This window comes from Microbispora sp. GKU 823, assembly GCF_002027145.1.
Taxonomy (GTDB): Bacteria; Actinomycetota; Actinomycetes; order Streptosporangiales; family Streptosporangiaceae; genus Microbispora; species Microbispora siamensis.
In genome coordinates this window covers 15,504-35,936 of record NZ_MWJN01000092.1, presented here as the reverse complement: position 1 = coordinate 35,936, position 20,433 = coordinate 15,504, and the positions used below count along the sequence as shown (strand labels likewise).

The 20,433-nt window shown below is 71.8% G+C and carries 18 protein-coding genes and 2 pseudogenes; 6 read left to right on the top strand and 14 right to left on the bottom strand.

The genetic code is table 11. The features are described from left to right. A partial coding sequence (locus B1L11_RS34205) for a helix-turn-helix domain-containing protein (protein WP_143737749.1) occupies nt 1-311 on the top strand: 311 nt, incomplete at its 5' end. A 24-nt stretch (nt 312-335) separates the two neighbouring features. Here the strand turns inward: B1L11_RS34205 and B1L11_RS34200 are convergent. Beyond that, nucleotides 336-1,185 (bottom strand): annotated as a pseudogene (locus B1L11_RS34200) (siderophore-interacting protein). A gap of 204 nt (nt 1,186-1,389) precedes the next feature. Continuing rightward, nucleotides 1,390-2,688, bottom strand: a complete 1,299-nt coding sequence (locus B1L11_RS34195; RefSeq protein WP_306291741.1) for a dicarboxylate/amino acid:cation symporter — start codon at nt 2,686-2,688, stop codon at nt 1,390-1,392. Between the two features lie 498 nt (nt 2,689-3,186). On the opposite strand from B1L11_RS34195, the gene B1L11_RS34190 reads away from it, so the two are divergent. The 3 genes from B1L11_RS34190 (at nt 3,187) to B1L11_RS34180 (ending at nt 6,533) form a co-directional block, all read left to right on the top strand. Next, nucleotides 3,187-3,852: a GntR family transcriptional regulator gene (locus B1L11_RS34190; RefSeq protein ID WP_079319466.1), complete on the top strand. Its 666-nt coding sequence runs from the start codon at nt 3,187-3,189 to the stop codon at nt 3,850-3,852. Between the two features lie 46 nt (nt 3,853-3,898). After that, nucleotides 3,899-5,224 (top strand): MFS transporter, encoded by a 1,326-nt coding sequence (locus B1L11_RS34185; protein ID WP_218671482.1) that lies wholly within the window; start codon nt 3,899-3,901, stop codon nt 5,222-5,224. A gap of 202 nt (nt 5,225-5,426) precedes the next feature. Then, entirely contained in the window at nt 5,427-6,533 is a 1,107-nt protein-coding gene (locus B1L11_RS34180) for a glycoside hydrolase family 6 protein (RefSeq protein WP_179155454.1), read from the top strand. Here the strand turns inward: B1L11_RS34180 and B1L11_RS34175 are convergent. The 10 genes from B1L11_RS34175 to B1L11_RS34135 all read right to left on the bottom strand — a co-directional run bounded on the left by B1L11_RS34175 (nt 6,518) and on the right by B1L11_RS34135 (nt 15,318). Then, nucleotides 6,518-6,907: an MmcQ/YjbR family DNA-binding protein gene (locus B1L11_RS34175; RefSeq protein ID WP_079319463.1), complete on the bottom strand. Its 390-nt coding sequence runs from the start codon at nt 6,905-6,907 to the stop codon at nt 6,518-6,520. The genes B1L11_RS34180 and B1L11_RS34175 overlap by 16 nt on opposite strands. Beyond that, entirely contained in the window at nt 6,897-8,345 is a 1,449-nt protein-coding gene (locus tag B1L11_RS34170) for an MFS transporter (RefSeq protein ID WP_143737748.1), read from the bottom strand. The genes B1L11_RS34175 and B1L11_RS34170 overlap by 11 nt, the downstream gene beginning before the upstream one ends. A gap of 66 nt (nt 8,346-8,411) precedes the next feature. Then, nucleotides 8,412-9,425 (bottom strand): cytochrome d ubiquinol oxidase subunit II, encoded by a 1,014-nt coding sequence (locus B1L11_RS34165; protein WP_079319462.1) that lies wholly within the window; start codon nt 9,423-9,425, stop codon nt 8,412-8,414. Next, the gene (locus B1L11_RS34160; RefSeq protein ID WP_079319461.1) at nt 9,425-10,789 is read right to left on the bottom strand and encodes a cytochrome ubiquinol oxidase subunit I; all 1,365 of its coding nucleotides are present in this window, start codon (nt 10,787-10,789) and stop codon (nt 9,425-9,427) included. Before B1L11_RS34160 ends, B1L11_RS34165 begins: the two co-directional genes overlap by 1 nt. Before the next feature lie 42 nt (nt 10,790-10,831). After that, the gene (locus tag B1L11_RS34155) at nt 10,832-11,134 is read right to left on the bottom strand and encodes a hypothetical protein (RefSeq protein WP_079319460.1); all 303 of its coding nucleotides are present in this window, start codon (nt 11,132-11,134) and stop codon (nt 10,832-10,834) included. A gap of 200 nt (nt 11,135-11,334) precedes the next feature. Continuing rightward, nucleotides 11,335-11,862 carry a hypothetical protein gene (locus B1L11_RS34150; RefSeq protein WP_079319459.1) on the bottom strand — a complete coding sequence of 176 codons (528 nt, stop codon included), beginning with the start codon at nt 11,860-11,862 and terminating at the stop codon, nt 11,335-11,337. An 11-nt stretch (nt 11,863-11,873) separates the two neighbouring features. After that, entirely contained in the window at nt 11,874-12,527 is a 654-nt protein-coding gene (locus B1L11_RS34145) for a response regulator transcription factor (protein WP_079319458.1), read from the bottom strand. Beyond that, on the bottom strand, nt 12,518-13,369 hold the full coding sequence (locus B1L11_RS45940) for a sensor histidine kinase (RefSeq protein ID WP_218671481.1): 852 nt from the start codon (nt 13,367-13,369) through the stop codon (nt 12,518-12,520). The genes B1L11_RS34145 and B1L11_RS45940 overlap by 10 nt, the downstream gene beginning before the upstream one ends. A gap of 8 nt (nt 13,370-13,377) precedes the next feature. After that, nucleotides 13,378-13,743, bottom strand: coding sequence for a hypothetical protein (locus B1L11_RS45935; protein WP_143737747.1), 366 nt, complete (start codon nt 13,741-13,743; stop codon nt 13,378-13,380). Between the two features lie 138 nt (nt 13,744-13,881). Further along, a complete protein-coding gene (locus B1L11_RS34135; RefSeq protein WP_179155453.1) occupies nt 13,882-15,318 on the bottom strand; it encodes an alpha/beta fold hydrolase in 1,437 nt (478 codons plus the stop codon). A 292-nt stretch (nt 15,319-15,610) separates the two neighbouring features. Between B1L11_RS34135 and B1L11_RS34130 the strand changes: the two are divergent. After that, nucleotides 15,611-16,047 (top strand): annotated as a pseudogene (locus B1L11_RS34130) (Fur family transcriptional regulator). 33 nt (nt 16,048-16,080) lie between these two features. Next, nucleotides 16,081-18,312, top strand: a complete 2,232-nt coding sequence (gene katG / locus B1L11_RS34125) for a catalase/peroxidase HPI (protein WP_079319456.1) — start codon at nt 16,081-16,083, stop codon at nt 18,310-18,312. Nucleotides 18,313-18,378: 66 nt separating this feature from the next. Here katG and B1L11_RS34120 read toward each other — a convergent pair whose 3' ends face one another. Both B1L11_RS34120 and B1L11_RS34115 read right to left on the bottom strand, forming a co-directional pair. Next, nucleotides 18,379-19,365, bottom strand: a complete 987-nt coding sequence (locus B1L11_RS34120) for an alpha/beta fold hydrolase (RefSeq protein ID WP_079319455.1) — start codon at nt 19,363-19,365, stop codon at nt 18,379-18,381. A gap of 171 nt (nt 19,366-19,536) precedes the next feature. Continuing rightward, on the bottom strand, nt 19,537-20,352 hold the full coding sequence (locus tag B1L11_RS34115) for an SDR family NAD(P)-dependent oxidoreductase (RefSeq protein ID WP_079319454.1): 816 nt from the start codon (nt 20,350-20,352) through the stop codon (nt 19,537-19,539). Between the last annotated feature and the right edge of the window lie 81 nt (nt 20,353-20,433).

Genomic DNA, 20,433 nt, shown 5'->3' with positions numbered 1-20,433 from the left:
GAACGTCGGCGGGCTCGGCGGTCCTCGCGGCGGCCGTCCGGCCCGGCGCCCGCCCGACCCGGACGTCGCGCGCGCTCGACGCGCCGGGTCGAGGCGCCCGTGGATCGCTCGCGACCCTGTACGCGGTCGCCTACGCACCGAGCCTGCGCGCCGCCGCGGCGCGGCTGACCGTGCATCACTCGACGCTGCAGGACCGGCTCGCGCACGCCGAGCAGCTCCTCGGGTGGACGGTGCGCGACCCCCGGGGCCGGCTGCGCCTTCAGCTCGCCTTCGCGCTGCGCCGCCTCCACCACGACACCGGCCCTGCCTGACCTCTTCGCGGGACCGGCCGGGTCTCAGCCGCCGAGGGCCGCGGCCTCCTCTTCCTCGATGCGGCTGTTCCACTCCCGCTTGGAGGACTGCCAGCCGTCCTCGTCACGGCCCCGCCGCCAGTAGCCGGAGATCGACAACCGCTCCAGCGGCAGGCCGCGCTCCACGCGCAGGTATCGCCGCAGCTCCTTGACGAAGTTCGCCTCGCCGTGGACGAAGGCGTGCACGACGCCCTCGGGGAACTGCAGCTCCCGCACCGCCCGCACCAGCGCCTCGCCCACCTGCGCGCCGCCGCGGTGGAGCCACACGATCTCCGCGTCGCCCTCCGTCCGCAGCTTCTGCTCCTCCTCCGGGCCCTCCACCTCGACGAACACCCGGGCGGGGGCTCCGGCGGGGAGCCGTTCCAGGGCGCGCCGATGGCCGGGAGCGCGCTCTCGTCCCCGGCCAGCAGGTGCCAGTCCGCCTCCGCGCTCGGCGCGTACGCCCCGCCGGGCCGAGGAAGCGGATCACGTCGCCCGGCCGGGCCCGCAGCGCCCAGGGCCCGGCCAGTCCCTCGTCCCCGTGGTAGACGAAGTCGATGGTCAGCTCCCGCGCCTCCGGGTCCCAGGCTCGTACGGTGTAGGTCCGCGTCTTCGGCCACTGGTCGCGCGGCAGCTCGGCGCGGATCACCGCCATGTCGAACGGCTCCGGATAGGCCACTCCCGGCACCGGGAACAGCAGCTTCACGTAGTGGTCGGTGAACTCGCCCGCCTCGAAACCGGCGAGTCCCTCACCGCCGAGCACCACCCGGATCATGTGCGGGGTCAGCCGCTCGGTGCGCTCCACCACGCCGGTGGTCGCCCGGGGTGCGCGCCGCGCCGGTTCGGTCGTCGCCATAGAAGTTCCCTTCGTCAGACTGCTTAGGTAAGCCTAACCTCGTTCCGAGGACATCGTCACCGAGCGAGTTCGTCGCACACCCGGCGCGGGCGCCGGTCCGTACGGTTACGGCATCCAGCAGTGCTGATGGGCGGCGCGGACGGGCCTCGCCCACGGCTCGGAGCCATGGGCGAGGCCGTCGCCACCGGCAGACGGGACGGAGGCTCAGGTGAGAGCGGGTTCGGGACCCGACGCGGGACGAACGGCGGCGGGGGCTTCGTCCAGAGGCTGCGGTGGAGCGTTGAACACCGCCTCGTCGAGACGGCCCTCGGAACGGGCGACCAGGACGGGCACCACCATCTGCCCCGTGACGTTGGTCGCGGTGCGGATCATGTCGAGTATCGGGTCGATGGCCAGGAGCAGCCCGACGCCCTCCAGGGGCAGGCCCAGCGTGCTCAGGGTCAGGGTGAGCATGACGATCGCGCCGGTCAGACCGGCGGTCGCGGCCGAGCCGACCACGGAGACGAACGCGATCAGCAGGTAGTGGCCCACGCCGAGATGGACGCCGAACACCTGGGCCACGAAGATCGCCGCGAGTGCGGGGTAGATCGCGGCGCAGCCGTCCATCTTGGTGGTCGCTCCGAAGGGCACCGCGAAGGCGGCGTAGTCGCGGTCCACGCCCAGGCGCTCGGTGGTGACCCGCTGGGTGAGCGGCATGGTCCCGACCGAGGAGCGGGAGACGAAGGCCAGCTCGATCGCGGGCCAGGCGTTGCGATAGAAGGTGAGCGGGCTGACCTTGCCGACGAAGGCGAGCAGCAGCGGGTAGCTCACCAGGAGCACCAGCAGGCAGCCGATGTACACGCCCGCGCTGAGTTTCGCGAGCGGGGCGAGCAGGTCCCAGCCGTAGCTGGCCACCGACTTGCCGATCAGACCGGCGGTGCCGATCGGGGCCAGCCTGATGACCCACCACAGAGCCTTCTGGACCAGATCGAGGACCGACCGGCTGAAGCCGAGGAACGGCTCGGCCTTCTCGCCGACCGCCAGGGCGGCGGCGCCGAGTACGACCCCCAGGAAGACGATCTGGAGGACGTTGAGCTCGGTGAAGGCGGTGACGATGTTGGTCGGGATGATGCCGGTCAGGAAGTCCAGCCAGGTTCCCGCGCCCTCCAGGTCGACGGCCTTCGCCCCCGCGGTGGAGATGGTGACGCCCTGGCCGGGGTTGAGGATCAGGCCGAGGCCGATACCGAAGACCACCGCGATCAGCGAGGTGATCAGGAACCACAGCAGGGTCTTGCCGGCGAGCCTGGCGGCGCCGCTGACGTTGCGCAGGTTGGCCACGCTGACGACGACGGCGGTGAAGACCAGTGGCGCGACCGCGAGCTTGAGGAGCTGGACGAAGATCTTGCCGACTTCGGTGAGGGTGGCGGTGAGCCAGGCGACGTCACCGGCGCGGGCGACGAACCCGAGGACGGCGCCTATCACCAGACCGAGCAGCAACTGCAGGGAGAAGGAGAGTTTCTTCACGAACGAGACTCCGGCAGAAAGGCATGCTGACGCAGAGGCGGGCATGCGAGGTGAGGGGAAGGGAGTGGTGACTGCGTTCAGGGACAGAGGCGACTGTTCAGGCGGCACAGGTCGACGTGCAGTCGCTCGACGAGCCACACGATCACCGGGAAGAACCTCATAATGCGGCGAAACCTCCTCAATCGGCCGCAAATTCCGGCCTTCTCTGTGATCCGCATCACGTTCCTCTGCGCGGGAGAAGCCTTGACCGCAGCGGAAATCCGACCGCGCGAGCGCGGCGGCGGTCACGCGCGGGGCGTCGTCGGCGGCCGACGGGTGTGGCGGCCGAGGCCGGGTCCTGCCTGATCCGGGCCGCTACTCCCCTCGTGCGTCACGGCCCCGCCGCGACCGGCGCCGGCGCTTCACCTGGGCGTGTCACCGCCCCTGACGCCGCCCTGGCCGGCCACAGCGCAACCCTAATAAATACAAGCTTGTATCTATGCCTGCTACGCTCCTCGCATGGCCGATCCCGCGAAGCGCCCGTCCGCCGCCCACACCGCGTACGCCGTGACCAAGGAGCTGATCCTCTCCGGTGAACTGCCGGGAGGAAGCCTCATCAGCGAGGGCGAGATCGCCGAACGGGTACGCGTGAGCAGGACGCCCGTCCGGGAGGCGTTCCTCCGGCTGGAGTCGGAGGAACTGCTGGCGCTCCATCCCAAGCGCGGCGCTGTGGTGGTGCCGGTGCCGCCGGGTGAGGCCGCGGACGTCCTGGAACTGCGGCTGGCCCTCGAACGGTCCGCGGCGGAGCGCATCGCGCGAACCGGACTGCCGGACGAACACCACGAGAGGATGCGGGAACTGCTGCGGCGTCAGCGGGCCCTCGCCGAGGCCGCGGACATCGGCCGGTTCGCCGAGGCGGACGAGGCGTTCCACCGGTGCATCGTCGAAGCGTCGGGGAACCGGCTGGCGAGCCGGTTCTACGCCACGCTCGGCGACCGGCAGCGGCGGATGAGCATCTCCGCACTGCGCCCGCGGCCGGAGCGGCTGTCCCTGCTGGCCGACGAGCACGAGGCCCTCCTCGGCCACCTCCTCGGCGGCGACAGCGCGGCCTTCGCCTCGGCCCTGCTCGGTCATCTCACCGCGACGCACGGCTCGCCGTACGCGGCCGGCCGCGACGACCGCTGACCCGCGTCCTCCTCACGCACACTCCTCGCGAAGGTCTGACCCTCCCATGCCCGAAACCCAGCGGATGCCGGAATCCCGGCAGGCCGACCCCTCGCCTGCCACCCCGCTCACGCGGGACTCCTGGCGGACCGTCGCCGCGGCGATGTTCGCCTGCGGCTGGGGCGGCAACCAGTTCACCCCGCTGCTGCTGATGTACCGGCGGCTGGGCGGCTACTCCACTCTCAGCGTCGACGCCTTCCTCGGCGCGTACGTCGTCGGGCTAGTGCCGGGGCTCCTGCTCGCCGGGCCCGTCTCCGACCGGCGCGGGCGACATCCCGTGCTGGTGGCCGGCACCGTCGCCTCGGCCGCCGCGAGCCTGGTGCTCTGCTTCGGCGGTCAGAGCGCCTGGCCCATCTACGTGGGACGGCTGATCACCGGCTTCGCCGTCGGCATCGCCATGTCGGTGGGCAGCAGCTGGGTGAAGGAGCTGTCGAGCGGGGCGGACGGCGGGCTCGCCGCGCGCCGCGCCGCACTGTGCCAGACGGCGGGATTCGGCCTCGGCGCGGGTGTCGCGGGCGTGCTGGCCCAGTGGGGGCCGTGGCCCACGGTGAGCCCGTACGCCGTGCACCTCCTCATCACCGTGGCGATACCCGTGCTGCTCCTGCGGGTGCCGGAGACACGGCCGCCGCTCGCGCACGCGACGGGTTCGGCCCGGCGGCTCCTCAGGGCACTGGTGGACGACCTGCGTGTCCCCGCGCCAGCCCGCAGGCGGTTCCGGCTCGTGGTCCTGCCGATGGCGCCGTGGGTGTTCGGCGCGGCCGGACTGGCGTACGCGGTCATGCCCCAGCTGGTCGGCTTCCGCGTCGGGGACTGGGGGCTGGCGTACGCGACCGGGCTGACCGTGCTGACCCTGGGCACGGGCGCGGCCGTGCAGCCCGTGGCCAGGTGGTTGCACGGTGACTCAGGAAACGGTGACTCAGGAAACGGTGAGGCGGGAGACGGCGAGGCGCGAAGCCGTACGGGACGGGCGCCGGTTGCGGCGATGGCGGTGATGCTCCTCGGCGCGGCGCTGTGCGCGGCGAACGCGGTGCTGCTGTCGCCGTGGCTCGCGGCCGTCACCGCGGCCACCCTGGGCGCCGGTTACGGCATCGCGGTGGTCTCCGGGCTGCTGGAGATCCAGCGCATGGCCGGCCCCGGCGACCTGGCGGGCCTGACCGGCGTCTACTACACGCTCGCCTACGCCGGCTTCCTGCTCCCTGCCGTGCTGGCCGGCCTGTCGTCGTGGCTCTCCTACCCGGTCATGCTGGCGGCGGTGGCGACCGCGGCCCTGGTCTGCCTGGGCCTCGTCGTGACCGGCGCCCGCGTCACGGAACCGGCCGCATCGGCCCGATGACGGCCTCAGGCAGGCGCTGAAGCTTCCGGGCGGTCGAAGCTTCCAGGCGGCTGAAGCTTTCAGGCGGCCCGGCGCGCGGCGGCGGCGGGCGGCGCGGCGTTCCCCGAGATGAGAGCGGGTGATCTCCCCCGCTCGGTGGCGCGCACGGCGGGCCGTGTGATCGAGCCCTGTACGCGCCCTCCCTGCCGATGGATCGTGCGTGGTGACGGAGGTCTCACGCGGTGAGGAGGCACCCCCCGGGCTGCGCGCGCATCTGAACGAAGCGGTCCTGCAGGACGCCTTCGACCCGGCCCCGCTCACGATCCAGATCGTGCTGAACGACCTGCCCGACCGGAACTGCACCCACCCGGTCTCCAACGGGGACTTCAGCGTGACGTCCGACGGCCTGAACCGATACCGGACCGAGTACGTCGACCCGATCGCCGAGATCCTGGCCGACCCGGCCTACCAGCGGTTGCGCATCGTGGCGATCGTCGAACCCGACTTCCTGCCCGGGCTGCTCCTGCCCGCCGCCACCACCCGCTGCGCCGCCGTACAGGCGAGCGGGGCCTACCCCGCGGCGGTGCGGTACGCGCTGACCCGGCTGCACGCCATCCCCAACGTGTACGTCTACCTCGACGCCTCCCACCACGGTGTCGTCGGCCATCCGGACAACTTCGGCCGGGCCGCCGGCCTGCTCGCGAGCATCGCGGGCGCGGCCGGAGGAGGACCGTCGCTCGTTCACGGCTTCACGGTGAACGTCGCGAACTACGGCGCCCTGGTCGAGCCGTACTTCACCGCCCTCATGGGGAAGAACTCGCGGTGGGTCGGCGGGAACGACTACGTGGACGAGCTCTCGTTCGCCCAGGCGTTCCGGAAGCGGCTCATCATGGCCGGGTTCGCCTCCGACATCGGCATGGTGATCGACACCTCCCGCAACGGCTGGGGTGGCCCGTATCGCCCGACGCGTACCAGCACCTCCGGCGACCTGAACCGGTTCGTCGACGAGTCCCGTACGGACCGCCGCCACAGTGTCGGCAACTGGTGCAACCAGGCCGGCGCCGGGCTCGGCGCGCGGCCTGCCGCCATCCCCGCCGCCGGCATCGACGCGTACGCGTGGATCAAGCCGCCGGGCGTCTCCGACGGCTCGAGCGTGAACGTCACGAGTCCCGACGGCATCCGGCCCGACCCGATGTGCGATCCCACGTACTACGCCCAGGCGGCCGGTGGCTACGTGCCCAGCGGGGCACTGCCGTACGCCCCGCCTGCGGGGCAGTGGTTCGGCGCGCAGTTCCAGCAGCTTCTCGCCAACGCCTACCCGCCGCTGTGAGGCCGCGGCTGAGCGGCCGGGCCTTCGTCGAGGAGCCGGACGAGTCGTTTCGGCGCGATCAGCCGGTAGCTGTCCTCGACCAGCCCGGCGATCTCGTCCCAGTCCTGATCGGCGTCCAGGCGTGCGCCCACCCAGCCGTTGCGGCCGACGTACGGCGGGACGAAGAAGCGCTCGGGGTCCGAGGCCACGAGGGCGTCCTGCACCCCCGGCCCGGCCTTGAACGTCAGCGACCGCCCGTCCTCACTGGTCATCGCGAACAACCTGTCGCCGACCCGGTAGGAGGGCGCGGTGTGGCCCCCGAACGGCTTCTCCACGGCCTCCGGCAGGCTCAGGCAGATCTCCCGGAGCCGGGCCGCCACATCCTCATCGCTCACGCGGCTCGCCCCTTCGCACGTTCGTCATGACCGACCAGGGTAGGGGCCTCCCCCCCGGGCGCACCACCCGGCCCGAAGCGGTGAGGGCGGCCAGCAGCGCCACGGCCGCCAGGACGGCAGGCGCGGCGCGGGCGCCCGCCTCGTGGGCTCCCGCGAGGTGCAGGGCCAGGGTCACCACGGCGATGCCGAGCGCCGTGCCGATGCCACGTGCCATGTTCACCATGCCGCCGGCCGTGGCGGACACCCGTTCGGGGACGGCGGCCATGACGACGGTGTTGTTGGCGGGCACGAACAGGCCGAGCCCCGCGCCCGTCACCGCAAGGCAGGCCCCGGCCCAGCCCTCGGCGACGGGATCCGCGGCAAGCAGCGCGCAGCCCGCGGCCGCCAGCACGGCGCCGGCGACGCACCTGCGCCGGTCGCCCCAGGTGCGGGGCAGCAGGTGGTCGCCCATGAGGGCGCTCGCCGCGAAGCCCCCGGGCAGCGCCGTCAGGACCAGGCCGGCGACCAGTTCTCCGGTCCCGCCGGCCACGAGGACCTGCGGGATCAGGACCAGCGGGCCGAACAGCACCAGGTAGCCGCCCAGCGCTCCGGCGAGCCCCGCCGTGACGACGCGGCTGCGGAGCAGGGCGGTGTCGATGAGCGCGGACGGCACCCGCGCCTCCCACCGCCAGAAGCCGATCGCGGTTCCGGCGGCGACGGCGAGCAGGACGGGGACCGACCAGGACGGCAGGTCCAGGCCCGAGATCACGGAGGCGGCGAGCAGCAGGGCGCTGGTGGAGGCCGCGAGCAGGACCAGTCCCGGCCAGTCGAAGCGGCCGCCTCTCCCCCGTTGCCGTGTGCGCGGCAGCAGGTAACGCCCGGCGATCACGGCCGCGCAGCCGACCGGCACGTTGATCCAGAACACCCACCGCCATCCCGCCGTGGCGACCAGCACTCCGCCGAGTGCCGGCCCCAGGGCGAGGCCGAGCGCCTGGGCCGCCGCCTGCATGCTCAGGCCGGTACGCATCCGCGCCCGGGGGACGCTCGACACGACCAGGGCCACGCTGTTGGCCTGGAGCATCGCCGCGCCCGCCGCCTGCACCAGCCGGCAGGCCACCAGCACCGCCAGGGACGGCGCCAGCCCGCAGGCGGCCGAGGCGGCGGTGAACACGACGAAGCCGTAGAGGTAGACCAGCTTGCGGCCCGCCACGTCGGCGAGCCTTCCGGCCCCGGCCAGCAACGCGACCAGCACCAGCAGGTAGCCCAGGTACACCCACTGCACGGCCGCCAGCGAGGCGCCGAACTCCCGTTCCAGTGCCGGGAAGGCCAGGGTGACGATGCTCGCGTCCAGCTGGCCCATGAACGCGCCGATGCACACCGCGCCCACGGCGAACCAGGGGGCGTACCGGTGCTCGCGCACGCGGTGGGGGCGGCGCGACTCCCTCAGCAGATCACGCATCCTCCGACCCCCGCCCTCAGCCTATCCCCGCAGGTCGGAACGTCCCCTTGCGCCCGCCGGCGCGGCTCAGCCGGGGGTGCCCCGCTCGAACGGCAGGCGGTGCTGGACGGCCAGCAGCCACGCGATCGACGGCAGCACCAGCAGCGCGCCCGCGCCGGCGACGGCGAGCACCGCCGTGATCACCGCCGGTTCCGCGGCCACCTGCCGGTAGGACACGGCAGGCGGCAGCATGAGCGGATACTGCGCCACCGGCCAGCCCCACATCACGGCGGCCACGGCCAGGGCGGCGGTGCCGCGTACGAGCAGGTAGCGCCGCAGCCACAGCAGCGCGATGGAGGCGACGCCGAGCACGGCGCTCGCCAGGACGAGCGGCAGCGCGCGGTGGGTGAGGCCGGTGAAGAGCCGGGGGGCGTCGGCGCGCAGTACCCCGATGCCGCCGAGGGCGACCACGCCGGTGACGGCGGCCGCGGCCAGCCCCCTGCGCCGGAAGGCCTCGGCCATCCCCGGCAGGCGGGACCGCACGGCGTCGTCGCACAGGTAGACCGCGGCCAGGTAGGCGCAGACGGCCACCGCCAGGACGCCGCCCAGCATCGAGGTGGGGTTGACCCACGCGCCCACCAGGCTTCCCCTGGCCAGGCCGGGCGGCACCCGGCCGGACGCGACCGCCCCGGCCACCGTGCCGAGGAAGAACGGCGTGAGCACCGACGACAGCGCGAAGGCGCCGCCGAACAGGCGCTGCTGCCACAGCTCGGTGCTGCTCTTGCGGAACGCGAACGCGGCCCCCCTGCCGATGATCCCGAACGCGGCCAGCGTGAGCGGGATGTAGAGGGTGGACATCACCGCCGCGAAGACCGGCGGGAAGCCGGTCCACAGCACCACGAGCACGAAGATCAGCCAGACGTGGTTGGCCTCCCAGACCGGGCCGAGCGAGTGCTCGATGAGCCGCCGCTGGGGCATGCCCGCCCGGCTGCTCCCGGCCAGCAGGTCCCACAGACCGCCGCCGAAGTCGGCCCCGCCGAGCAGCGCGTACAGGGTCAGGCCGGTCCACATGACCCCGAGCAGGACCTGCGCCGCCTCCATCAGGGCGTCTCCCGTTCCTGTGGCGCGACCGGCCGGGCGCGGACCAGGAGCCGCAGCACGTACACGGTCGACACCGTGAGGACCGTGTAGACGGCGACCAGCAGCAGGAGTCCCGCCCACAGGTTGGGCGCGGGGTTGACCGCGTCCGCGGTGCGCAGTTTGCCGTACACGACCCACGGCTGCCGGCCGAGTTCGGTCACCACCCAGCCCGCCTCGACGGCGACGACCGCGAGCACACCGGAGGCGGCCGCCGGCCACAGGAACAGGCGGGAGCGCGGGATCTCGCGCCGCCGCCACCAGGTGAAGGCGAGCCAGGCCGCCAGCAGCAGGAGCAGGACGCCGATGCCGACCATCGTGTCGAAGCACAGGTGGACCGGCGTGACGGGCGGCCGGTCGGCGGGCGGCGTGCGGTCCAGCCCCTGGACGACGGTGTCCGGGCTGTAGCCGACCAGCAGCGACAGTCCGTCGGGGATCTCCAGGGCGTAGCGCAGACGGTCGCCCACGAAGATCCCGCCGACGCTCAACGGCGCGTTCGGCCCGGTCCTGGGCAGTCCTTCCATCGCGGCGAGCTTGGTGGGCTGGTAGTCGGCGAGGAAACGCGCGGCGTAGTCGCCCACCACGATCTGGACGGGCGCCAGCGCCCCCGCAACGGTGAAGGGCACCAGGAAGCCGAGGCGGTGGTAGCGGTCCCACCGCCCGCGCAGCAGGGCCACGGCGTAGACGGAGGCGGTGGCGAAGCCCGACACCATGAACGCCGCGACGATCATGTGGATGGTCTGCGGCGGAGTTGCGGGGTTGAACATGGCCGCCCAGGGCGACACGTGCGTGACGCGGCCGCCCTCCAGAAGGAAGCCCCGCGGCTGGTTCATCCACGCGTTGGCCGAGACGACGAAGAACGCCGAGGCCACTCCGGCGACCATCACCGGCACCCCGGTCAGCAGGTGGGCTCTGGGCGAAAGCCGGTCCCACGCGTAGAGGTAGATCCCGATGAAGATCGCCTCGAGGAAGAACGCGATGCCCTCCAGCGCGAACGGAAGCCCGATCACCTGGCCGTACGCGCCCATCAGGCCCGGCCACAGCAGGCCCATCTCGAAGCTGAGGATCGTGCCCGACACGGCCCCGACGGCGAACAGCACGGCCACCGCCTTCGCCCAGCGCCGGGCGAGGCGCAGGTAGTCGTCGTCGCCTCGGCGCAGCCCCCGCCACTCCATGAACAGCAGCAGGGCGGGCATGCCCACCCCCAGGCACGCGACGATGATGTGCCACCCGAGTGACAGGGCCATCTGGGTCCGCGCCGCGGTCAGGTCGGCCCCGCCCGCCGGGCCGGCCGCGGCGATCAGCGGCGCCGCGAGCGCCGGTCGCATCGTCCGCCTCCCCGCCGGGAACGCCCCGGGCCGGGGCTCAGGTCAGTGGTCATCCCAGTGGCCGTCGTGGCGGACGTGGCGGTGCCCGTCGTGGATGTAGTCGACGTGGTCGCCGTGCGGCACGGCCACGTGCCCGCACCCCGGTCCGTGCTCGTGCTCGTGCACGTCGTGTACGGCGTGCCCGCTCGCTTCGCACTCGTCGACATGGTTCTCGTGAACCCGGTGCAGGTGGCCGTCGTGGACGTAGTCCACGTGGTCGCGGTGCGGCACGGCGACATGGCCGCACCCGGCACCGTGGTGGTGATCGTGTTCCGTGTGCGGATGGTGCTCAGTCATGGTGGTCATGGGGGGATTCCCCTCTTCGAGAACCGCGGACTGGTGCGTAGGTACCCCCGCGCGTACGCCGGAGGCAGCGCCGTGACCGGCTTTTGCGCAAGCCGATGAGAGGCTCTACCGTTCCTTGAGATGTGACCGGATGTGAGCACGCTTCAAGCAGCCGTGGCCTTACGGCCGGCGTTTCCCGCGCTCTCACGCGACCGGGGATCTCACCGGGTGCTCCCTGATGACGACTCGCGTGACGCGGAGCCGCAGGTCACCTCCGACGCGGTCGGCGGGCACGGCATAGTCCAGTCAGGTGTCATCACCAGCACGCCGACGCCGGGCGGTGCGCTCACGGTGTAGACGGTGCGGCAGTCGGCATCCACCGGCCCCAGGTCCCGGGAGCAGGTCACCTCGACCCGCAGCGTCTTCCCCGACTCCCAGGTCTCGCTCATCGAGGGTGGCCCGCCGTGCCAGGTCGTCTCCCGCTTGACAGACAGGCGTCCGGGGACACCCGGGGCGACCCGCACGTCGACCCTGCCCCGCACATCCACGATGATCCGGGACGTCGTGACGGCGTACGTCACGGTCCTCGTCTCGGTCCCCCGCTGGTCGAGGACCGACGACTTGTAGGAGCCGGGGAAGGAGAAGTCGCTGGCATGGGGAACGCGGATCTCCGACCACGCCGCCAACGCCATCGCCACCACCGCGCACACGGTCAGCGCCGCGCCGGCGGCGATCCATCTGGTCCGCACCGCTCTTCTCATCATGTCGCCTCTCGAATCTTCAGGAATCGCAGTACGGCCAGCACTCGCCGGTGATCCTTCTCGGCGCCGGAGAGCCCGAGCTTGGCGAAGATGTTGTTGATGTGCTTGCCGACCGCGCTTTCCGAGACCACGAGGGCCTCGGCGATGCCGGCGTTGGACCGTCCCTCCGCGATCAGCGCGAGCACCTCGTACTCCCTGCGGGTCAGCAGGTCCAGCGGATCGCTGTGCCGGCGCAGCAGCAGCTGGGCGACCACTTCGGGGTCCAGGGCCGTCCCGCCTGCGGCGACCCGCCGCAGCGAGTCCAGGAACTCGGCGACGTCGGCCACCCTGTCCTTGAGCAGATATCCGACGCCGGTCGTCGCCGTGGACAGCAGCCGAGTCGCGTAGCGTTCCTCGACGTACTGCGAGAGCACGAGGATGGGCAGCTTCGGCCGCCGGTGCCGCAGCAGCAGCGCCGCGCGCAGTCCCTCGTCCGTGTGCGTCGGCGGCATCCGCACGTCCGTGACGACGAGATCGGGCTCGTGTTCGTCCACCGCCCGCAGCAGCCCTTCGGCGTCGGACACCGCGGCTACGACCTCGATGCCGGCTGATCCGAGGACCCAGACCAGGCCCTCCCTGAGAAGGACTGAGTCCTCGGCGAGCACTACGCGCACGGCAGCTCCACCTCGATCGTCGTCGGGCCACCGCTCGGGCTGTCGATGCGCAGGGTCCCGTCCACCGATCTCGCCCGCTGCGCGAGGCCGCGCAGGCCCGACCCCTTGGTGGGCTCGGCACCCCCACAGCCGTCGTCGCGTATGACGATGCGGAGCACGTCGGCGTCGCGGCGCACGGTGACGTCGGCCTCGGAGGCCCGCGCGTGCTTGGCGACGTTGGTCAGCGCTTCGGAGACCACGAAGAACGCGACCGCCTCGATCACGGGAGCGGCCCGTTCCCGCACGTCAACGCTGAGCCGTACGGGGAAGGGGGCACGCGCCGCGAGACCGGACAGCGCCGCGTCCAGGCCCTGGTCGTTGAGCACGGCCGGGTGCAGCCCCTGAACGACGTCGCGCAGGTCCTTCAAGGCCTGCTTGGCTTCCTCGTGCGACCGCGCGATGGCCTGGCGGGCGGGCTCCGGCAGGTCGGTGAAGGCGGTGCGGGCCATGCCGAGGTTCAGGGCGAGCGACACAAGCCGCTGCTGTGTGCCGTCGTGCAGGTCGCGTTCGATCCGGCGGCGTTCCGCGTCGGCGGCCTCGATCACCTCGGCCCGGCTCTCCCGCAGCGTCTTCACCCGCCGGGCCAGCTCGTCTTTCACGCTGGGACCGAGCAGCGCACGCGCCGCGACCGCGTCGAGCGCGGTGATCCCCCGAAGCAGCCACGGCACCACCACGAACAACGCGAGCGCGGCCGCCGCGGGCGGGGAGGCGGTCCAGCCGCCTCCGGCCATCAGGAGTTGCACCGCGACGATGACCGCGACCAGGCACGCCGACCACGCCACGGCCCCGCTCAGGAAGCCCACCGCGCCGATCAGGGGCCCGATCGCCAGGTGATAGGCGACCTGCCGCCACAGGCTGCCGATCGCGCCTGCAGGAGAAGCCGTCTGAGCGGGCTCCCGTCCCGGGGGAAACGAGGTACCGGGGGGATGCCGTGGCCGAGGAAGGCGGCGAACCGGGAGCGCTGCAGCCAGGTGAGCAGCGGCACCATCCAGGTGAGGATCAGCAGCGCGACCAGGGGGACGACGACTGTCCACGCCAGCGCTATCGACAGCGCTCCCAGCGCCAGGATCGCTGCCATCGACACGAGCGCGATCGGGGCGCCCGCCGTCACGTGGATGGTACGGAGCCAGGTCGGCGACGACCAGTGGCCGCGAATCCGGTCCCAGGGAGTGCTCATGCGCTCACCTTAGAGACGGGTACGGCTCGACCGACATGACCTGGGCATCCCAGAAAAAGGTGAGGTAAACCCCACCTTTCCCCGAGCCGCGGCCTGAGCAGGAGCAGCGTATGGGCATCTTTTTCTGCCGTGTCATCACTATCGGGACGAGCAGAGGGTGCCTGCGGGAGCCAACGTCAGCTTCGTCAGGTACCGGTCGGCGTACCCCGTCACGCACGGGTCCTTCGCCCGCAGGTAGACGACGTGGACGGGGCCGTCATAGCGGACGGTGACCGAGCCCGGGATCCTGCTCACCAGGAGCTCGGTGACCGGAAAGTCACGATCGCCGCCGAGCCCCAGTGCAGGAGGCAGGCCGGCCGGCAGGGGGCGAGGCGGGTTCACCGGCCGATGCCGCCAGCCGGAGCAGGCCAGGGCCTCCAGCCCGATGCCGACCCCGCCGCCGAAGTCGCGGGAGATCCGCTCGCTGTAACGGCGGTCGCTGACGAGCGCCTCGTACCCCAGCCTCACCAGGCCATCCGGGCACCGGGTCGCCGCCGCACCCGGCGAGCTCCAGCTCGCGGAGACGCCCAGGATTTGCTCGCCGAACCAGGCGAAGTCACCCTTGCTCGCCTTGAGCAGCGCGTCGGCGAACTCCGGTGCCTTCTCCGGAAAGGGGAGGACCACCCGGGCCAGCGCCTTGAGGTGCAGATCGGTCAGTCTGATCTCGCCCAGCCGGGCGGAGGCGTACGTGACGGGCCTGCGGCCGGTGCTCTTGATCAGCTCGCGCCAGAGCTTGCGCACGTTCCGCCCCCGCAGGGCGCACGCGTCGTCACCGGCGCACCAGGTGGTGAAGCGCTTGAACGCCGCCTCGGTGGCGCGCAGTTGCGCGCGTTCCATACCGCGCCAGCCCACCGTCGCGTCGGGCGTGCTGTCGAGAACCATGGCACGGACGCGCTCCGGGTAGAGCCGCGCGTACGCGGCGGCCGGAACACCGCCGTAGGAGAAGGCCAGCATGGTGAGCCTGTCCTGGCCGAGTGCGATTCGGATCGCCTCCATGTCCCTGGCCACCGAGTCCGAGTCCAGGTGGTCGGCCAGACCGGTCATGTCGTCCTGACGGCATCGATCGACCAGGCGTTCGAGGGCGGCGGCCTGGGCCTCGTATGCGGCGCGGTCACGCGGGTCGTCGAGTGGCAGCCCGGGAACTCCGCAGGAAGGCGGCAGATAGCGCTCCGCCACGCTGGTGCGCGGGTTGTAGCCGACGACATCGAAGTGCTCGCGCAACTTCGTGAACGACTCCGGAGCCGGGGAGAGGACGCCCTGGATCCCCGGACCGCCGTCGGACACGACGAGAACGCTGCCGAGGCGGAGCGACGGATCGGCGGCGGGCAGCCGGGCGAGGTCCAGCTTGATCGTGGTCTTACCCGGCGCGGACCAGTCCACCGGCACCTCGATCGTGGTGCATTCCATCTCCGCCGGGCCTTGGCCTGCGGGGCAGGCCCTCCAGGTGAGGGTCGGCGCGGCCTGGGCCGCTGCCGGCAGTACGGCCGGGCCCAGGAGCGTGGACAGGGCCGACAGGGCGACCGGCAAGGTCTTCACCCGATGTGCGGAGCGGACCGGTGCCGGTCTGACCGGCCGTTTCGTTCGGTTTGTCATGCGCTCACCGTAGAGATCACTAATGGCCCGGCGACATGGCCGAGGCATCCCAAAACAAGGTGAGGCACACCCCACCGTCGCACCTGCGCCCAGCCCCCGGGGCGGGGGGTGGGTGCTCGCGTACCGCTTTGTGGTGCGTCATGCTGCGGTGAGACGAGCATCACCTGAGAGAGCAAGAGATTTGGGCGATTCGTTCTCTTGAATTAGTCGCCTTTGTAGCGGTAGGTTTAGCGCCATGATCGCGCATGGGAACCCGACCGCCGCCGAGGAACTGCGGGGGGCCGGCCTGCGGGTGACGGCCGCCCGCGTCGCACTGCTCGAGACCGTCCGCAGCGGTGACCACCTCGACGTCGAGGCGATCGCCTCCGGGGTGCGCGATCGCGTGGGCCACGTCTCCCTGCAGGCCGTTTACGAGGCTCTCCACGCGCTCACCGCGGCGGGACTCGTACGCCGCATCGAACCGGCCGGCAGCCCGGCCCGGTTCGAGGGCCGCGTCGCGACAACCACCACCACATCGTGTGCCGATCGTGTGGTGTCGTCGCCGACGTCGACTGTGCGGTCGGCGAGACGCCGTGTCTGACCGCGTCCGAGACGCACGGCTTCACGATCGACGAGGCCGACGTCATCTACTGGGGCCTGTGCCCCGGTTGTTCCACCGCCCGCGCTTCCTGAGCCCCATGATCCAGCTAGTTCAGAAGGATTCCCTTGACTGAGAACCACGACGCAATCGTTGTCGACCCGAAGACGGAGGGCGAAGGCGGCTGCCCGGTCGCGCACAAGCGGGCTCCGCATCCGACCCAGGGCAGCGCCAACCACCAGTGGTGGCCGGAGCGCCTCAACCTGAAGATCCTCGCCAAGAACCCCGCCGTGGCCAACCCGCTCGGTGAGGACTTCGACTACGCCGAGGCGTTCAAGTCCCTCGACCTCGCGGCGGTCAAGCGGGACATCGCGGAGGTGCTGACGACCTCGCAGGACTGGTGGCCGGCCGACTTCGGCCACTACGGGCCGCTCATGATCCGGATGGCGTGGCACAGCGCGGGCACCTACCGGATCAGCGACGGCCGCGGCGGCGCCGGCTCGGGCCAGCAGCGCTTCGCCCCGCTCAACAGCTGGCCGGACAACGGGAACCTCGACAAGGCCCGCCGGCTGCTGTGGCCGGTCAAGAAGAAGTACGGCAAGAAGATCTCGTGGGCCGACCTCCTGATCCTCGCCGGCAACGTCGCCCTCGAGTCGATGGGCTTCAAGACCTTCGGCTACGCCGGCGGCCGGGTGGACGCCTGGGAGCCCGACGACGACGTCTACTGGGGCCCCGAGACCACCTGGCTCGGCGACGAGCGCTACAGCGGCGACCGTGAGCTGGAGAACCCGCTCGCCGCGGTCCAGATGGGTCTCATCTACGTCAACCCGGAGGGCCCGAACGGCAACCCGGACCCGGTCGCCGCGGCCCGCGACATCCGTGAGACGTTCCGCCGCATGGCGATGAACGACGAGGAGACGGTCGCCCTGATCGCGGGTGGTCACACCTTCGGCAAGACCCACGGCGCGGGCCCGGCCGACAACGTCGGCCCCGACCCGGAGGCCGCCCCGATCGAGCAGCAGGGCCTGGGCTGGAAGAACAGCTACGGCACCGGCAAGGGCGGTGACACGATCACCAGCGGTCTCGAGGTCACCTGGACCCCCACCCCGACCACGTGGGACAACACGTTCTTCGAGACGCTGTTCGCCTACGAGTGGGAGCTGACCAAGAGCCCGGCCGGCGCGTGGCAGTGGAAGCCGAAGGACGGCGCCGGCGAGGGCACCGTTCCCGACGCCCACGACCCGTCGAAGCGCCACGCCCCGCAGATGCTCACGACCGACCTCTCGCTCCGGTTCGACCCGATCTACGAGCAGATCTCGCGGCGCTTCCTGGAGAACCCCGACGAGTTCGCGGACGCCTTCGCCCGCGCGTGGTTCAAGCTGACCCACCGCGACATGGGCCCGGTCGCGCGCTACCTCGGCCCGGAGGTCCCGTCCGAGGTGCTCCTGTGGCAGGACCCGCTCCCGGAGCGGACGTACGAGCTCGTCGACGCCGGGGACATCGCCGCCCTCAAGGAGCAGATCCTCGCCACGGGCCTGTCGGTCTCCCAGCTCGTCTCGGCCGCGTGGGCGTCGGCCGCCTCCTTCCGCGGCAGCGACAAGCGCGGCGGCGCGAACGGCGCGCGTATCCGCCTGCAGCCGCAGATCGGGTGGGAGGTCAACGACCCCGACCAGCTCGCGACCGTGCTGCGCACCCTGGAGGGCGTCCAGCAGTCGTTCAACGCCGCCCAGACCGGCGGCAAGCAGGTCTCCATCGCCGACGTGATCGTGCTCGCCGGATGCGCCGCCGTCGAGAAGGCCGCCAAGGACGCCGGCTTCGACGTGGAGGTCCCCTTCACGCCGGGTCGCGTGGACGCGTCGCAGGAGCAGACGGACGTCGAGTCGTTCGCCGCGCTCGAGCCGACCGCCGACGGGTTCCGCAACTACTACGGGAAGGGCAACCGCCTGCCGGCCGAGTACCTGCTGGTCGACCGGGCGAACCTGCTGAACCTCAGCGCCCCGGAGATGACCGTCCTCGTCGGCGGCCTGCGCGTCCTGGGCGCCAACCACCAGCAGTCGAAGCTCGGCGTCTTCACCGAGACCCCGGGTGTCCTGACCAACGACTTCTTCGTCAACCTGCTCGACCTGGGCACGGAGTGGAAGTCGACGTCGGAGGACCAGACCGCGTTCGAGGGCCGCGACGCCGCCACGGGCGAGGTCAAGTGGACCGGCAGCCGGGCCGACCTCGTCTTCGGGGCGAACTCCGAGCTGCGCGCGGTCGCGGAGGTCTACGCGAGCGACGACGCCAAGGAGAAGTTCGTGAAGGACTTCGTCAAGGCGTGGGACAAGGTCATGAACCTCGACCGGTTCGACCTGGTCTGAGCCTGACATGACGTCCGGCCGGCCCACACGGGCCGGCCCGGACGTTCGTCTGTTCAGGCGGCCGATTCAGGCGGGCAGGGAGGCGAGCCAGCCGGTGAGGATCTCGTTGACCTCGTCCGGGCGTTCCTGCTGGATCCAGTGGCCGCAGCCGTCGAGTACGCGCGAGGAGACCAGGCCGGGCAGGGTGACCGGGTAGGCCGCGATGGCGTCGGCCATCCAGGTGGTGGAGGCGTCCAGCGCGCCGCCGGCGAACAGCGACGGCTGCGTGATGGGGGCGCCGTCGAAGCCGGCGAGGTCCTCCCAGTCCCGGTCCATGTTCCGGTAGCGGTTCAGCGCCCCGGTCAGGCCGGTCCGTTCGAACTCGGCCGCGTAGACGTCGAGATCCTCCGTACTGAGCCAGGCGGGCAGCCGTCCGGCGGGGAAGCGGTCGCGCAGCCTCCCGCCCCGGGACACGAAGTGCGGGTCCGGCGCGCCGGCGGGCGGCATGGTGTCGGCGGACAGGGCGGCGTAGAAGCCGGCGAGCCAGCCGCGGACGTCGGGCTCGACCTCCGCCTCGGCCCGGCCGGGCTCCTGGAAGTAGCTCACGTAGAACTCCTCCTCTCCGCCCATCCGCGCGAACACCTCGCTGGGCCGCGGCCCGCCGCGCGGGGCGTACGGCACGCTCAGCAACCCGACCGCGCGGAAGACCTCGGGCCTCACGAGGGCGGAGTTCGCGGCGATGGTGGCGCCCCAGTCGTGGCCCACGATCACCGCGGTCCGCTCGCCCAGGGCGCGCACGACGGCGACGTTGTCCTCGACCAGCTCCAGCATCCGGTACGCGGCCACGTCGCCGGGCTTGGAGGAGCGGCCATAGCCCCGGACGTCCACGGCGACGGCCCGGTAGCCCGCCGCGGCGAGCACCGGCAACTGGTGGCGCCAGGAGTACCAGCACTCGGGAAACCCGTGCACCAGCAGCACCAGCGGCCCGGAGCCCTGCTCCACCACGTGGATGCGCCCGGCGGGGGACGACACCAGACGATGTGTGACCGCCGCGGCGGAAGCGGGCTGCGCCATCGATCCTCCAAAACTCCTGGTGGTTCCTGCGTGGATCCTCCATCGGACCCTGACGCCGCCGCGAATCCTGTTGCCGGTTCGGCAAACCGCCCGGGCCGGTGCCCCTGCTGTGCGGCGCCCTCGAGGTCGCGGCGGTGACCCTCGCACCACGCCGTTCGTCCGGCGCGAACGTCATCCGGGCGCCTTGCGGCTGAGGTGCTCCCAGGCGTGGTACTTCTCCACCCGGTCCTGAAGGGCCTGCTGGACCATGTCGTAGGACGCGGCGCCGACGATGAGACGCCGCGGCGGCTCCGGCAGGTCCACCAGCTCCATGATCACGGGAGCGGCGGTGTCCGGGGCGGGACCGGCGTCGTCGCCCCACATCTCGATCAGCTTTTCGCGCAGCTCCTGGTAGTGCGGGTCGGGCGTCGTCATCGTGGTGCCCGTGGTGAACAGGCCGGTGTCGTAGCCGCCCATCTGGACGATGGTGAGCTTGACGCCGAACTGCTCGGTCTCCATCGCCACGGCCTCGCTCACCGAATCGAGCGCCGACTTTCCGGCCGCGTACAGGCCGACCATCGGGAAACCCCCGCCGGTGCCCATCGTGGTGACCTGCAGGATGCGCCCGCCGCCCTGGGCCCGCAGGTACGGCAGCACGGCCTGGGTGACCCAGATCGCGCCGAACAGGTTGACGTCGAAGTGGGCTCTGATCTGCTCCTCCGTCGCCTCCTCCAGCATGCCCAGGAGCATGGCGCCTGCGTTGTTGACCACGATGTCGAGCCTGCCGAAGGCCGCGACCGCCCGCTCCGCGGCCGCGAACACGGCCGCGCGGTCGGTGACGTCGAGCGGCAGCCGTACCAGGTCGTCGGGATATCGCCGGGCGAGGTCGGCGAGCGGTTCGACGTTGCGCGCGGCCCCGACCACCCGATCGCCCGCCCGTAGCGCCGCCTCTGCGAACGCCCGGCCCAGTCCTCGTGACGCGCCCGTGATGAACCACACCCGGGTCATGGGCTCCACCCCCTCTTGCTCGGGTCCGTTGCGACGAGGCAAGACGGTACGTCTCGCCTCGCGGCAGTGTCAAGACGGAAC

Coding starts and splice junctions, on each gene's coding strand:
- B1L11_RS34160 (WP_079319461.1), bottom strand. CDS start 10,789: ATGCGACCGGCGCTCGCGGCGCCGCTGATCGCCGCGGCCGGCCCGGCG.
- B1L11_RS34190 (WP_079319466.1), top strand. CDS start 3,187: ATGGCCGATCCCGCGAAGCGCCCGTCCGCCGCCCACACCGCGTACGCC.
- B1L11_RS34165 (WP_079319462.1), bottom strand. CDS start 9,425: ATGGAGGCGGCGCAGGTCCTGCTCGGGGTCATGTGGACCGGCCTGACC.
- B1L11_RS34170 (WP_143737748.1), bottom strand. CDS start 8,345: ATGCGTGATCTGCTGAGGGAGTCGCGCCGCCCCCACCGCGTGCGCGAG.
- B1L11_RS34185 (WP_218671482.1), top strand. CDS start 3,899: ATGCCCGAAACCCAGCGGATGCCGGAATCCCGGCAGGCCGACCCCTCG.
- B1L11_RS34115 (WP_079319454.1), bottom strand. CDS start 20,352: ATGACCCGGGTGTGGTTCATCACGGGCGCGTCACGAGGACTGGGCCGG.
- B1L11_RS34155 (WP_079319460.1), bottom strand. CDS start 11,134: ATGACCACCATGACTGAGCACCATCCGCACACGGAACACGATCACCAC.
- B1L11_RS34120 (WP_079319455.1), bottom strand. CDS start 19,365: ATGGCGCAGCCCGCTTCCGCCGCGGCGGTCACACATCGTCTGGTGTCG.
- B1L11_RS45935 (WP_143737747.1), bottom strand. CDS start 13,743: ATGAGCACTCCCTGGGACCGGATTCGCGGCCACTGGTCGTCGCCGACC.